This window comes from Bradyrhizobium sp. 41S5 (genome assembly GCF_011516665.3).
Lineage (GTDB): Bacteria > Pseudomonadota > Alphaproteobacteria > Rhizobiales > Xanthobacteraceae > Bradyrhizobium > Bradyrhizobium quebecense.
In genome coordinates this window covers 7,790,985-7,804,270 of record NZ_CP083721.1, presented here as the reverse complement: position 1 = coordinate 7,804,270, position 13,286 = coordinate 7,790,985, and the positions used below count along the sequence as shown (strand labels likewise).

The window sequence follows — 13,286 nt, the reverse complement described above, 5'->3', positions numbered from 1 at the left end:
TCGAGCGAAGTGGATTTCCGGTTCGCGGAAAGAAAACGCGTCAAAACAAGACTCGAAACCAAAAGAGAAAACCGGGAGGAATTTCCGTGATTTACGTCGTAGCTACGCTGACCATCAAGCCCGAGACCCGCGCCGAATTCATCGCTGCGGCGACGGCCTGCATCAAGGAAACCCGCAAGGAGCCCGGCAACATCGCCTACGATTTGCACGAGAGCGTCACCGACGACAGCAAGATGGTGTTCGTCGAGCAGTGGGAAAACGCCGAGGCGCTGGTGCCGCATCGCACCGCCGAGCACATGAAGACGTTCGGCCGCGTTGCGGTGAAGTGCATGGCCGCGCCTCCGAAGATCGAGGTGATCACGCCCGAGAAGGTCGACGTTCGCTAACAAGAACAAGAACGGGAGAAACACCATGATCTATGTCATCGCCACCACGCCGATGAAGCCGGAGAACAAGGACGACTTCATTAGGGGACACAAGGCCTGCATCGCCGAGACCCACAAGGAGAAGGGCTGCCTCTCCTACGAGGGCCATGTCAGCGTCAACGATCCCAATCTCTATGTGGTGGTCGAGCGCTGGGAGAGCCGCGAGGACCTCAACGCGCACGGCAAGGCGCCGCACATGAAGGTGTGGCGCGAATATTCCGCGCAGATGAAGACCGGCCCGACGGTGATCGAGATTATCAGTGACGCCAAGGTCGAGAAGTTCTGAGGGTTCGATGATCCGCGCAACAAAAGTCCTGGGACAGCATCGCTGGACAGAAGCCGCAGCCGACACCGTCGTGCTCGATTTCGACGACCGGCACCGGCGGCGGATGGCAATGTCAGGGACGCGCGGGCTCGAATTCCTGCTCGATCTCGAAAACGCCGTCGCCCTGCGCGGCGGCGACGCGCTGGTGCTGGAGGACGGCCGCCTCGTCGAGGTGGTCGCAGCTCCGGAGCCGCTCGCGGAAATCCGCGGCAGCGATCCGCATCATCTGATCCGGGTCGCCTGGCATCTTGGCAACCGCCATCTTCCGACGCAGATCATGCCGAAAGGCCTGCGCATTCGCAGGGATCACGTGATCGAGGCGATGGTGAAGGGGTTAGGGGCCCGTGTCATCGAGATCGAGGCGCCGTTCGATCCCGAGGGCGGCGCCTATGCCGAGCATGCGCATGCCGAAGAGCACGCACATGGTCATACCGGGCACGATCATGCCCATGGCGACGCGCGCGATCATGGTCACCACCATGGTGATGGGCATCACGATGGGCATGACCACGACCATCACCATGATGAGCATTGCGACCATGCCCATCATCACCACGACCACTCCCATGCTCACGACCACAAATGAGCCTGATCCCGCTGCGGTGCGCGGCGGGATGGCGGAGGACGAGGCGGCCGCGCTGTACCGGCTGATGACGTGGCTGTCGCCGTCCTTTCCAGTCGGGGCGTTCGCCTATTCCAGCGGTATCGAATGGGCGGTTGAGGCCGGCGACATCACCGATGCCGCGTCGCTGCGCGGCTGGCTCGCGGCGATGCTCACCGACGGCAGCGGCTTTTGCGACGCCGTGTTCCTTGCGCAGAGCCATCGTGCGGCGTCGGAGCCCGGCCACGCCGGATTGAAGGAGATCGCCGAGCTTGCTGCTGCCTTCGTGCCGTCGCGCGAGCGGCAGCTCGAGACCACGACGCAGGGGCGCGCCTTCATCGAGATCGCCCGCGCGGCCTGGAATTCGTCCGGCCTCGGCGCGATGATTGCGGCTTGCGACGGGCCGATCGTGTACCCGGTCGCGGTCGGTATCGTCAGCACTGCGCATGGCATCCGGCTGGCGCCATCGCTGCATGCCTTCCTGCATGCCGTGCTCTCGAACTGGATTTCAGCAGGCAGCCGGTTGATCCCGCTCGGGCAGACCGACAGCCAGCGCGTGCTGGCCGATCTCGAGCCGGTCGTTGCCGCGACCGCAATGCGGGCCGACGCAGCTTCGCTCGACGATCTCGGCAGCGCGACCTTTCGGGCCGACCTCGCAAGCCTGCGCCATGAAGCGCAGTATACAAGGCTGTTTCGGTCATGAGGCGCCACCCCATCCACGCGTCGTCCCCGCGAAAGCGGGGACCCATAACCACCGGCCTTCGTGGTTATGCAAGTCTGCGGCCCCAGCTTCGCGCAACGACTCTATTCGGTGGTTATGGGTCCCGGCCTTCGCCGGGACGACGATAGCGGAGGCACTGTTCACATGCCCACTTCTCATGGCCCGTTGCGCGTCGGCGTCGGCGGTCCGGTCGGCTCCGGCAAGACCGCGCTGATGGATCTGCTCTGCAAGTCGATGCGCGAGCGTTACGACATCGCGGCGATCACCAACGACATCTACACCAAATGGGATGCCGAGTTTCTGGTACGCTCCGGCTCGCTGACACCGGACCGCATCGCGGGCGTCGAGACCGGCGGCTGCCCGCACACCGCGATCCGCGAGGACGCCTCGATGAACCTCGCTGCGGTCGCGGACATGCGGGCGAAATTCCCCGATCTCGACCTGGTCCTGATCGAATCCGGCGGCGACAATCTGGCGGCGACCTTCTCGCCGGAATTGGCGGATCTCACGATCTACGTCATCGACGTCGCCGCCGGCGACAAGATCCCTTCCAAGGGCGGCCCCGGCATCACGCGGTCCGACCTTCTGGTGATCAACAAGATCGACCTCGCACCCCATGTCGGTGCGTCGCTTGAGAAGATGGACACCGACGCCAGGCGGATGCGTGGCGAGCGGCCCTTCGTGATGACCAATCTGAAGAAGAGCGACGGCCTCGACCGCATCATCAGCTTCATCGAGACCAAGGGCGGCCTTCGGTCGCACGGCCCGGGCAAGGCAGCCAAGGCGAGTACGAAGGCGGGCTAGTCGTTAATCATTGTGGCAGCGGCGACCAGTCCCGTCATCCTGAGGTGCGAGCGGAGCGAGCGTACCCCGCTCCTCCAGCGACAAGGGCGAAGCCTTTGCGCGGGGGTGACGGTGAACGGGAGGCGCGCTCCCCGCCGCAAAAAAGCTGCGCAATCGCCGGAACAATTTCCAACTTTGACGATTAGCAACCTTTGGTGCCGCCAAAGACCGCCGGATGGCGTCGTCGTTAATGTTGCCGACCGGCTCCTGTTGCGTACTGATGATCGCTATTCCATATTCCTTTGCGGCTGGCGTTCATCGCACCCTGATTTGTCGCCGCCCCCGCAGAAGCCAGATGCCTACCGTCCCCTTTCGCCACCCCCTGATTGCCGAGTAAGCGTGTGGTTCGACTGGGCTTCATCGTTGCATTGATTGCGCTGATCGGAGTTCTGCTCTCCGGTCTTGCCGCCTATCGGGTGCACGATCAGGAGCTCGCAATCGACGGTATCGCGCTAGCGCGGGCGATCGACGTCCATGCCAGCCTGGTGCAGGACCGCCTGACCGAGCGCGAGCTGCTGGCGCGGGTGGCCTCGGGACTGTTCCGGACCCCGTCGATGGTGAAGGCCAATATGCTGCAGCCGCTGCGCTCGGCGATCTACGCCTTCAAGACCGATTTCGTCGTCGCCGCCTGGATCGCGCGGCTCAAGCCGAACGAGCTGACCGCGGCCGAGGCGGAGCTCAGGGCCGCGGGTTTCACCAATCCCTCGATCCGCGATTTCGACGATCAGGCGCTCGACATCAAGGCGCTCGACAAGCCGATCAACGTGCTGATGGACGTCGAGCCGCGCAATCCGGAGACCCTGAGCATCCCGGGCCGCGCCTTCGACCGCCACTCCGTGGTCGGTCCGATGCTGGCGCAGGCGATGGCGAACGCCAAGCCCGTGGCCTCGGACCCGGTGCCGCTGCTGCGGCAGAACGGCCCGGTCGGGGTCGTGCTCGCCGCGCCGGTGTTCCAGGAGGGTGGGTCCGAGCCGGCCGGCTTCATCACCTTTTCCTACGAGCTGTCGTCGCTGATGCTGACCAACGACGATTCCTCGCTGTTCGCGGTGGCGTTGAAGGACCCGCGCGATTCCAATGACGAGTTCACCGCCAACGAGCAGGGCATCGTCACCTCGCGCGCGGTGCGCCAGGACGGCCCGCTGCCGTCGATGGTCCGCACGGTGACGTTCGGCGGTCGGGACTGGTCGCTCGACTATTACGCCAAGAGCAACGCCACGGTGCGCGCGCAGCAGACCGCGACCATCGTCGCGGCGATTGGCCTCGCGTTGACCGGCATCGTCTGCGGCCTGTTCGGCTATGTCGCCTACAATAATTTGCGTCTCAGCCGCGAGATAGAGGTCCGGATCGGCTTCGAGCGCCGGCTGACTGCGGTCATCGACGAGCTCAACCACCGGGTCAAGAACATCCTCGCGGTGATCCAGTCGATCGTGACCCGCACGCTGCGGCACGGTGCCGACATCGACGTCGCGCGCGAACTGTTGATCGGGCGTATCCACGCGATGTCGAATGTCGTCACGCTGCTCAGCGAGAGCCAGTGGCAGGGCGTCAAGCTGAAGGGCCTGTTCGAATCGCGCGCGATTCCGCATGCCGACCGGATCGCGGTGAACGGTCCCGACATCACGGTCAGCGCCCGCGCCGCGCAATCGCTGTCGCTGCTGTTTTTCGAGCTTGCCTCGCACTCCGACGAAGGGCTGTCGCTGGTCGGCAAGCATCCGCACATCGTCGCGAACTGGGAAGTCGCCGGCGAGGATGCGGACTCGGTCTTCCATTTCCGCTGGGAAGAGTTCAACACCAGCCAGGCGACGCGGCGCGCCGACAGCGATTTCGGCCTGATCCTGCTCGACCGCGTCGCGCCGGAGGCGCTGGGCGGCTCCGCGAAGCGCTACTTCACCGACGTCTCCTATGTCTATGAGCTCACCGCGCCGATGGACACTGTGGTTGACATGACCGAGCGCGACCGCACCGAGCAGTTCTCCGCGCCGGTCCGCCCGGCCAAGAAGTAGAACGCCGCAGCTGCCCCAGGTTGAGCGGCTATGTTATTGCGCGGATTGATCGAAATCAGGCGCGCCGGACGACGCTCAAATGATCTGTGTCGAAATCCGGCATCCGTAATAGACCGCAACCGAGCGTTAAAACTTCGTTGAACATGCTTGGGCATATACCGAGCAGGATACCGTCTGAGGACCCCGATGAGGCTTTGGGTCAGCCTGACCTTGCTCGCGGCAGTTTTGCCTGTAGGGCTGTCGCTTGCCTTGTCCCCGGCGACGGCGCCCCGCGACCCTGCGACAATCCGTGCCGGCTATCGCCGGCCCGACGTCGTTCCGTTCCCGAGCAGCAATCCCTATTCGGAGGCGAAATCCGCGCTGGGGCAGATGTTGTTCTTCGATCCGCTGCTGTCGCGGTCCAAGACGCATTCCTGCGCGAGCTGCCACAAGCCGAGCCTGTCGTGGGCCGACGGCCTGCCGCGCGCCATCGGTGAGGATCCGAAAGGCTTGCCGATCCGCTCGCCGACGCTGATCGATGTGGCCTTCTTCGAGCCGCTGGGATGGGACGGCAAGTTCAAGGATCTCGAATCCGTTGCGTTCGGGCCGATTCTGAGCCCGATGAACCTGAACATGACCGAGCCGGAATTGATCGCGCGTCTCGCGGCGATCCCCGGCTATGTCGGTGCATTCACCCACGCGTTCGGCGACGGCGCGATCACGCGGCCGAGGATCGAGCAGTCGCTGGCGACCTTCGAGCGCTCCATCGTCGCGGGCGAAGCCCCGTTCGACCGCTGGATCAAGGGCGACGAGAGCGCGATCAGCGCAACGGCCCAGCGCGGCTTTGAGCTTTTCAACGGCAAGGGACGTTGTTCGTCCTGCCACAGCGGCCCATCCTTCTCCGACGGGTCCTTCCAGGATATCGGCACCGCCAAAGGCCACGACATCGGGCGCGGACGTTACTTTCCGACCTCGGCGAAGCTGAAATATGCGTTCAAGACCCCCACATTGCGCGACGTCGCGCGCCGTGCGCCCTACATGCACGACGGATCGGTCGCAACGCTGGAAGATGTCATCGAGCTGTACAACAAGGGCGGGATCGAGCGGCCGAGCCGGTCGCCCGACATCAAGCCGTTGTCGCTGACGGCAGGCGAGAAGAAGGACCTCATCGCCTTTCTGCAAACCCTGACCGCCACGGCCCCGCCGGTGGCGGGGATCCCCAAATTGCCGCGCTGAGCGCAGCAGAGGGTCTGGAACGGGGGCTCGTCAGGCGAGGTGCGGCAGTGCAGCCCCAAGCAGGCCGAGCCCGACGACCAGGAACGCACCCGCGCAGGTCTCGAGGGCCGCCGTGCGCGACGGAGACGATTTTGTCATGTAGGCGAGGGCTGACCCCACCCCGATACTCACGACGCTCAGCACTCCGAACATCTATCCGGCCTCCCGATCCGATTTGTCCGGGTTTCACTACGACAGTTGAATTGAGCCCCCGTGCCGGAATTAGCTAAAATTCGATGGAACCGGCCGGAAAAGAGGCGCTGAAAGGACGGGTTGGGTCTGCCTGCCGCAATTAACCACAATGCAACCAGCGGATGTCCGAGGCAGGCGCAAAGCGTAAAATTTGATATAAGTTAAACAAGTCCTTAAGCGTATGTGTGTGGGCGGTTGGTTCAATGTTTAGTGGGCGAGAGCGAGATGCCGCGTCGGCTGTGCGCTCCTTTTTCGCCACGTGCCTTGCAGCGGTTTTGTTTTGCGTCACAGCCGCGCGCAGTGCCGAGGCACATGTCAAATGGTTTTGCGCTTACGATGTCGCCGGTCAGCCGCGCGGACTCGAGAATGTCCTTTGCCTCGATTTTGAACTGCTGCTCGGCGTCGCCGTCTTCTGGCTGTTTGCGGGCTGCCTGATCGAGCCGACATCGCTGGGCGATGCGACCATTCGCGTGCTGGACCGCGTCACCGAGGGACTTCGGCTGCACACCGAACTGATGATGCGCGCGGTCTGCGCGTTCTTCTTCATCTCGATCTGGGCCGTGGGCGGGATCCTGCTGACGCCCGAGTTGAAGACGTCGTCACCGCTCGTGGGCGCATTGCAGCTCGCCATCGCCGCCGGCATGCTGTCGCGGCGCACGCTGCCGCTGTCGGCCGTGGGGATGGCGATCCTGTTCGGCATCGGCGTTCGCGACTACGGCGTCTTTCATCTTGCCGACTACCCGATTTTTCTCGGCGTTGCCGCCTATTTTGCGCTGATCGGGCTGAACAAGGACCTGTTCGGAATCCGCCCGATCGACGTGATGCGGTACGCTGCGGCGGTGACGCTGATGTGGGCCTCGGTCGAAAAATGGGCCTATCCGGAATGGAGCTTCCCGCTCCTGATCGAGCATGCCCCTATGACCCTCGGCTTCGACAATGAGTTCTACATGCGCGCCGCGGGCATGGTGGAATTCGCGCTCGCCTTCGCCCTGATCTGGACGCCGCTGGTCCGGCGCTGCGCCGCAGCCGTGCTGACGGGGATGTTCATCAGCGCGTGCTTCGAGTTCGGCAAGATCGACACCATAGGACACTCGGCGATCATCGCCGTGCTGTTTGCGATTCTCGCCGACAACAAGGTGTTGCCGCGCGATCGTCGCGCGCCGTGGCTTGCCCCGGTTGCGCTCTGTGCTGCGCTGTCGCTGACGCTGTTCGTCTACTATTTCGGCCACGCCGCGATCTTCAAGACCTCGGTCCTGTAGGTCGTTAATCCCCGAGGGGGACTATTTGGCGACGTGGACCGCGAGCTTCATCTTCGGATGGATGCCGCACAACACGGTGTAGTCGCCGGGCACGGAAAAGGTGACGTCGAACTTGCTGCCCGGCTGCTGGTCGCCCGAGTCGAAACTGAACGTATCAGTGCTCAAATAAGCGTGATGCAGCAGTTCGCCGTCATCGTTAATGAATCGTAAAACCTCGCCGCGCTTGATCGAGATCTCCGCCGGCTTGAATTCGCGATCCTTCTGCGAAACGACGTAAGGCGCCGCACCCAGAGCGGCGCCGGCCAGCGCTCCCGTGACAATCGCGGCCACTAAAGGCACGCCCCCGGACCGGCCGAGGCGCAGGATGCGCAACAAGCCTGACTGCATGAGACCCCCGCTTGGAATTCCGACGCCGGCCAATCTAGCGTGCAATGATGCGTCTCGCATTTACCTGTAAGGGTGATTATCGCCGGCTGATCTTAACGATTTCAGCATGAGTTGCAGTCACTACTAAAGCAATTTTGAGCAGACAGCCATTTTTCCGCAAGCGCTGCGCGTTTCTGCGTAGCTTGAACATCGAGCACTACGGCGAAACGCGGCTATGGATAGCCTATTAGGCAACCTCAAGGTAAAGAGCGGTGCAGCCTTTCGGCTCGCGACCGGCGGCCTGTCGCGTCTTGCCCTGACCAAGGGTTCGATCCGCACCCAGATTCTGATTTTCTGCCTAGCGATGAGCGCCGTCGCCGTCGCGCTCGGCGGATACTCGATCCTCGGCATCCGCCATGCCGGCGATCTGGTGGCCAAGACGTTCGACGAATCCCTGATGTCGATCAACTACGCCCGCGCGGCCGGTGCGGACTTTGCCTCGATGCGGGTCGCGTCGTCGCAGCGTCTGCTGACCACGGATCCGGAAATTCGCGCCAGCCTCGACAGCCAGATCGAAAAGCTCGCCAAAACGCTCTCGGAAGACCTGACGATCGCTGCCGACCGGTCGCAATCCTCGCGGGCTGCGCAAGCCGCGGCAAAGGTTCAGGAAGCCGCCGACGCCTGGATGGCGCTGCATCGCCGTGCAATCGGATCCTCGCTCGAGGGAAATCCGGCGGCTGATCCGCAGTCCTCGGGGACGACGGTCGGCGATGTCGACCGCTACTCCAAGATCGTCAGCCAGCAGGTCGAGCTCCTGGTCAACTATACCGCCGGCGACGGCTTTCTGTTCCGGCAAAAGGCGCTCTCGACGATCAAGCGGGATCTGCAGCTCAACGTCGCCGGGCTGACCGTCGCACTGTTCCTGTCGGCGCTGTTCTCGTGGTTGTTGGCGCGCCGGATCATCGGGCCTGTCGCCATTGCATCGCGGGCTGCGCGGAGCATCGCCGGCGGCGACCTCGACGCGACCGTCCCCAAGGGCGGGACCGACGAGCTCGGCACGCTGCTGACCGCCATGGAAACCATGCGCGACAACATCAGGCGGATGGTCGATCAGGAGGTGTCGCAACGCCGCTCCGCGCAGGCGCGGCTTTCCGATGCGCTTGAAACGTCGCGTGAAGGCGTCGTGCTGCTCGACGCGGATGGTCAGATCGCGCTGGCCAACTCGCGCGCCAGCGAATTCATCCGTCTCTCGCCGCAGCTTCTGCAGTCGGATCGGCTCGATGCGCCCAGCCTTGTGCCGGCCGACGGTGACATCGATGGCTTCGCGAGCGAGGCGCAGCTTTCCGACGGGCGCTGGCTGCGTGTCAGCCGCAGCGAGACGCAGGAGGGCGGCGTCGTCCTCGTCTACAGCGACATCTCCGCGTTGAAGCAGCAGAAGGCCGAGTTGCATGAAACCAATCTGCGGCTCGACGCGGCGCTCACGCACATGTCGCAAGGGTTGTGCCTGTACAACAGCGAGGCGCGGCTTCAGGTCGCCAACCGCAGGTTCTGCGAGATATTCGATATTTCGCCGGAGCTCGTCGTTCCCGGAATGACCATGGAGGACGTGCTCGGCCTCAGCGTCGCCGCCGACAATCACGGTGACCAGACCGTCGTCGACCTGCTGGCGGAACGCGAGCGATCGATGGCCCAGCACGAGGGCAACTATCTGCAGCATCTCAGCGATGGACGGATCATTGCCATCGCGCAACGACCGACATCCGACGGCGGCTGGCTTGTCACCTGCGAGGACGTCACCGAACAGCAGCGGGCGGAGTCGCAGATCGCGTTCATGGCCCGGCACGATGCCCTGACCAGGCTGCCGAACCGGACCTTGCTGGCCGAACGGATCGAGCTGGCGGTCGCTCAGGTCGGCCGCGGATCCGGCTTCGCGGTGTTCTGCCTCGATCTCGATAATTTCAAGCAGGTCAACGATACGCTCGGACATCCGGTCGGCGACGAACTGCTGTGTGCGGTCGCCGACCGCCTCAACGCCTGCGTCCGCGAGGTCGATACCGTCGCGCGTCTGGGCGGCGACGAGTTCGCGGTCATCCAGTGTGGCGTCCAGGCCGGAGAGGAGGCCGAGCGCCTCGCCCGCCGCATCGTGGAGTGCGTCGGCGCTCCGTACGAGCTGAACGGGCATCGCGTCGTGGTCGGGTGCAGCGCCGGCATCTCGATGTCGCCGGTCGACGGCACCACCGGAGAGAAGCTCCTGAAGAACGCCGACGTCGCTCTGTACCGTGCCAAGATGGAAGGGCGGGGTACCTGGCGCTTCTTCGAGCCAGCGATGGACGCCAGCCTGCAGCGGCGCCGGGCGATCGAACTCGATCTCCGCGAGGCGATGACCAAGGACGAGTTCTCGTTGTACTACCAGCCGCTTTACGATCTCCATCTCGACCGCATCTGCGGCTTCGAGGCGCTGCTTCGCTGGCATCACCCGAAGCGCGGACTGGTGGCGCCGGACCAGTTCATCCCGATCGCCGAAGAGATCGGCCTGATCGGCCCGTTGGGAGAATGGGTGCTCAATCGCGCCTGCGAGCAGGCCGTCACTTGGCCCAGCGAGATGAAGCTCGCGGTCAACGTCTCCGCGGTCCAGTTTCGCGACCCCGACTTCATCGACGTCGTCGTCAACGCGCTGGCGGCGTCAAAATTGTCGCCGCGCCGGCTGGAGCTCGAAATCACCGAGTCCGTCTTCCTCGCGAACAGCAGCGAGACGCTTGCAACGCTGCACAAGCTGAAGGCGCTGGGACTGCGCATTGCGCTGGACGATTTCGGCACCGGTTATTCGTCGCTGAGCTATCTGCGCAGTTTTCCGTTCGACAAGCTCAAGATCGACAAATCCTTCGTGGGCGACGCTACCGCGACGCATGGATCGAAATCGATCGTGCGCGCCGTCATCAGCCTGGGCCGGAGCCTTGGCATGACCACGATCGCCGAAGGCATCGAGACCGTCGAGCAGCTGGACCACATGCGGGCCGAGGGCTGCAACGAGGCCCAGGGCTTCCTGTTCAGTCATCCGGTCCCGGTGACCGAGATCGCGGGCAAGATTCTCGAATTGAGAAACGGCTTCAAGCCGACTGCCGTCAAGCAGGCGATGGCGGGCTAGGCTGTTGCGTCGGGTGCCGCGCGGATCCATCCCCAGGCCTCGCCGATATCGTCATCCCTCACGACGCCGGTCCGGCGAAAGCCCAACCCGTCCAGAATCCGCGAGGACGCGCCTGGACACTCGCTCGTTTTCATTCCCCATTCCGTATGCCAGGCGGATCGCAGTGTGTGCGACGCGCGAAGCGACGGCCCGCGAGATCCCTTGCAAAAGAAAAGGCGGCCCGATCGGGCCGCCCTTCCGTTCCAGCATCGCGCTTGTCTAGCCGCCATTGCCGCCGATCACGGCGCGCACGGTGTTGTCGGGGCCGAAATCCTCGGCGCTGTCGACGTAGAGCAGCGCGGAGAGCTTCGATCGCGCGCGGTTGACGCGGCTCTTGATGGTGCCGACCGCGCAGCCGCAGATTGCCGCGGCATCCTCGTAGGAGAAGCCGGAGGCACCAACCAGGATCAACGCTTCGCGCTGGTCCTGCGGCAGCTTTTCGAGCGCCGCGCGGAATTCCTCGAACTCCAGATGCGCCGCCTGCGACGGCTGGCTCTTCAGCGTCTTGGCATAATTGCCCTCGGCATCCTCCACCTCGCGCCGACGCTTCCGGTAGTCGGAGCGAAACAGGTTGCGCAGGATGGTGAACAGCCATGCGGGCAGGTTCGAGCCGGGCTGGAACGAGTCGATATTGGCGATCGCGCGCAGCAGGGTCTCCTGCACCAGATCGTCGGCACGGTCACCATTACCGGACAGCGAGATCGCGAACGCGCGCAGGCTCGGGACCGACGCCAGGATGTCGTCGCGAAGTTCATTCGTGAGAGGCATTACTCCCCTCCATTGTTCTTGTCAGTATCGCCGCCGGCGACGGCCGCCGCGGCAGCCTCGGGCCCATCGAGTTTACGGATCAGCTCCGCAAAGCGGTCGGGCACCCCCTGCCGCACCACGTCGTCGTACATGGCGCGAAGCTGGTGGCCGATTCTCGATTGAATCTCGGCGTTGAGACCGCCCTGCTTCTTTACTTCCTTCATGATGTGATCCACGCTTCCCCGGGAGTGAAGTCTCTGATTTTCAAGTCGAATCCTCGAAAAAGAGGCTGGCCGCGTTACCTCGTCGGTCAGGAGCTAATGCAAAGTTGCGCAGAAAGTTCCGGAACACTGGAACTATTTCGTGGAACTTTTTCGGCGCTCGCGCGTAGTCGGGCATGCAGGGGAACCGGGGCGCCCCAAAATGGTACGCCGCCCCCGAGTACGGGTTTCAGGCCGATTGGCCTCACGAACAAGGATGGAGTGGGAATGTCCCGATCACAGATCGTTGCCGAACACCTTCCGCTGCTGCGCCGGTATGCGCGCGCACTGACCGGAAACCAGGCGTCCGGGGACGCCTATGTCGGGGCCATGCTCGAGGCCCTGTTGCAGGACGGATCATTGCTGGACCAGACCCACGGTCCGCGCGCCGGCCTGTTTCGGTTGTTCACCCAGATCTGGAATTCGGTGTCGGTGAACAACAACGACAATGCCGACGTTGCGACGCTCTCGCTGCCGCCGGAGCGCCGGCTCTCCAACATCACGCCGCTGCCTCGGCAGGCCTTCCTGCTGCTTTCGCTGGAAGGCTTCTCGGAGGAAGAGGTCGGCTACATTCTCGGCACCGACATTGCCGAGACGCGCAAGCTGACCGATGCCGCCGGCCGCGAGATGGCCGCCGAGATCGCCACCGATGTCCTGATCATCGAGGACGAGACCTTCATCGCCATGGACCTCGAGAGCCTGGTGAAGAATCTCGGCCACAACGTCATCGGCGTTGCGCGCACGCATTCCGATGCGGTGGCGCTCGCCAAGAACAAGAAGCCCGGCCTGATCCTCGCCGACATCCAGCTCGCCGACGGCTCGTCGGGCCTCGATGCGGTGAATGAGCTGCTGCGCACGTTCGAGGTGCCGGTGGTGTTCATCACGGCCTATCCCGAGCGCTTCCTGACGGGCGAGCGGCCGGAGCCGGCGTTCCTGATCTCGAAGCCGTTCCAGCCGGCCATGGTGTCGGCGGTGGCGAGCCAGGCGCTGTTCTTCCAGCGCAACTCGCGCAACCGCACGCCGCGCGCGGCGTCGGCATGAGCTGAACTTACGCAAGAGGCAAAATGCAAGCCGGCGTATCGAAAGATACGCCGGTTTTTCTTGAG

General features: G+C 63.8%; 14 protein-coding genes. 10 read left to right on the top strand and 4 right to left on the bottom strand.

Annotated elements, in window-relative coordinates; all coding sequences use genetic code 11:
- Window positions 1-86 precede the first annotated feature (86 nt).
- From HAP47_RS37415 to HAP47_RS37385, 7 genes are all read left to right on the top strand, one after another.
- Window positions 87-386 carry a putative quinol monooxygenase gene (locus HAP47_RS37415; protein ID WP_173643717.1) on the top strand — a complete coding sequence of 100 codons (300 nt, stop codon included), beginning with the start codon at window positions 87-89 and terminating at the stop codon, window positions 384-386.
- 25 nt (window positions 387-411) lie between these two features.
- Window positions 412-711, top strand: a complete 300-nt coding sequence (locus HAP47_RS37410) for a putative quinol monooxygenase (RefSeq protein WP_173643718.1) — start codon at window positions 412-414, stop codon at window positions 709-711.
- Window positions 712-718: 7 nt separating this feature from the next.
- On the top strand, window positions 719-1,336 hold the full coding sequence (gene ureE / locus HAP47_RS37405; protein WP_173643719.1) for an urease accessory protein UreE: 618 nt from the start codon (window positions 719-721) through the stop codon (window positions 1,334-1,336).
- Entirely contained in the window at window positions 1,317-2,054 is a 738-nt protein-coding gene (locus HAP47_RS37400; protein ID WP_173643948.1) for an urease accessory protein UreF, read from the top strand. The genes ureE and HAP47_RS37400 overlap by 20 nt, the downstream gene beginning before the upstream one ends.
- Before the next feature lie 162 nt (window positions 2,055-2,216).
- Window positions 2,217-2,876 (top strand): urease accessory protein UreG, encoded by a 660-nt coding sequence (gene ureG / locus HAP47_RS37395; protein ID WP_173643720.1) that lies wholly within the window; start codon window positions 2,217-2,219, stop codon window positions 2,874-2,876.
- Between the two features lie 380 nt (window positions 2,877-3,256).
- A complete protein-coding gene (locus HAP47_RS37390; RefSeq protein WP_173643721.1) occupies window positions 3,257-4,918 on the top strand; it encodes a CHASE domain-containing protein in 1,662 nt (553 codons plus the stop codon).
- Window positions 4,919-5,104: 186 nt separating this feature from the next.
- Window positions 5,105-6,133, top strand: coding sequence for a cytochrome-c peroxidase (locus tag HAP47_RS37385; RefSeq protein WP_173643722.1), 1,029 nt, complete (start codon window positions 5,105-5,107; stop codon window positions 6,131-6,133).
- A 30-nt stretch (window positions 6,134-6,163) separates the two neighbouring features.
- On the opposite strand, the gene HAP47_RS37380 is transcribed toward HAP47_RS37385, so the two are convergent.
- Entirely contained in the window at window positions 6,164-6,304 is a 141-nt protein-coding gene (locus HAP47_RS37380; RefSeq protein ID WP_173643723.1) for a hypothetical protein, read from the bottom strand.
- 335 nt (window positions 6,305-6,639) lie between these two features.
- Here HAP47_RS37380 and HAP47_RS37375 point away from each other — a divergent pair, with 335 nt between their 5' ends.
- Complete coding sequence (locus HAP47_RS37375) at window positions 6,640-7,623, top strand: hypothetical protein (RefSeq protein WP_173643724.1); 984 nt, start codon at window positions 6,640-6,642, stop codon at window positions 7,621-7,623.
- 21 nt (window positions 7,624-7,644) lie between these two features.
- Here HAP47_RS37375 and HAP47_RS37370 read toward each other — a convergent pair whose 3' ends face one another.
- The gene (locus HAP47_RS37370; protein ID WP_173643725.1) at window positions 7,645-8,010 is read right to left on the bottom strand and encodes a methylamine utilization protein; all 366 of its coding nucleotides are present in this window, start codon (window positions 8,008-8,010) and stop codon (window positions 7,645-7,647) included.
- 214 nt (window positions 8,011-8,224) lie between these two features.
- Here HAP47_RS37370 and HAP47_RS37365 point away from each other — a divergent pair, with 214 nt between their 5' ends.
- Entirely contained in the window at window positions 8,225-11,134 is a 2,910-nt protein-coding gene (locus HAP47_RS37365; protein WP_173643726.1) for an EAL domain-containing protein, read from the top strand.
- A 258-nt stretch (window positions 11,135-11,392) separates the two neighbouring features.
- Here HAP47_RS37365 and HAP47_RS37360 read toward each other — a convergent pair whose 3' ends face one another.
- Together HAP47_RS37360 and HAP47_RS37355 are read right to left on the bottom strand one after the other, a co-directional pair.
- Window positions 11,393-11,941, bottom strand: coding sequence for a sigma-70 family RNA polymerase sigma factor (locus HAP47_RS37360; RefSeq protein WP_016847265.1), 549 nt, complete (start codon window positions 11,939-11,941; stop codon window positions 11,393-11,395).
- Window positions 11,941-12,144: a NepR family anti-sigma factor gene (locus HAP47_RS37355; RefSeq protein WP_173643727.1), complete on the bottom strand. Its 204-nt coding sequence runs from the start codon at window positions 12,142-12,144 to the stop codon at window positions 11,941-11,943. Before HAP47_RS37355 ends, HAP47_RS37360 begins: the two co-directional genes overlap by 1 nt.
- 264 nt (window positions 12,145-12,408) lie before the next feature.
- Between HAP47_RS37355 and HAP47_RS37350 the strand changes: the two genes are divergently transcribed.
- The gene (locus HAP47_RS37350) at window positions 12,409-13,221 is read left to right on the top strand and encodes a response regulator (protein ID WP_016847263.1); all 813 of its coding nucleotides are present in this window, start codon (window positions 12,409-12,411) and stop codon (window positions 13,219-13,221) included.
- The last annotated feature ends 65 nt before the right edge of the window (window positions 13,222-13,286 follow it).

Excerpts from the sequence above, each read along its gene's own strand:
- HAP47_RS37410 (WP_173643718.1), top strand. The coding sequence starts at position 412 with ATGATCTATGTCATCGCCACCACGCCGATGAAGCCGGAGAACAAGGAC.
- ureE (WP_173643719.1), top strand. The coding sequence starts at position 719 with ATGATCCGCGCAACAAAAGTCCTGGGACAGCATCGCTGGACAGAAGCC.
- HAP47_RS37400 (WP_173643948.1), top strand. The coding sequence starts at position 1,317 with ATGCTCACGACCACAAATGAGCCTGATCCCGCTGCGGTGCGCGGCGGG.
- ureG (WP_173643720.1), top strand. The coding sequence starts at position 2,217 with ATGCCCACTTCTCATGGCCCGTTGCGCGTCGGCGTCGGCGGTCCGGTC.
- HAP47_RS37385 (WP_173643722.1), top strand. The coding sequence starts at position 5,105 with ATGAGGCTTTGGGTCAGCCTGACCTTGCTCGCGGCAGTTTTGCCTGTA.
- HAP47_RS37370 (WP_173643725.1), bottom strand. The coding sequence starts at position 8,010 with ATGCAGTCAGGCTTGTTGCGCATCCTGCGCCTCGGCCGGTCCGGGGGC.
- HAP47_RS37365 (WP_173643726.1), top strand. The coding sequence starts at position 8,225 with ATGGATAGCCTATTAGGCAACCTCAAGGTAAAGAGCGGTGCAGCCTTT.
- HAP47_RS37360 (WP_016847265.1), bottom strand. The coding sequence starts at position 11,941 with ATGCCTCTCACGAATGAACTTCGCGACGACATCCTGGCGTCGGTCCCG.
- HAP47_RS37355 (WP_173643727.1), bottom strand. The coding sequence starts at position 12,144 with ATGAAGGAAGTAAAGAAGCAGGGCGGTCTCAACGCCGAGATTCAATCG.
- HAP47_RS37350 (WP_016847263.1), top strand. The coding sequence starts at position 12,409 with ATGTCCCGATCACAGATCGTTGCCGAACACCTTCCGCTGCTGCGCCGG.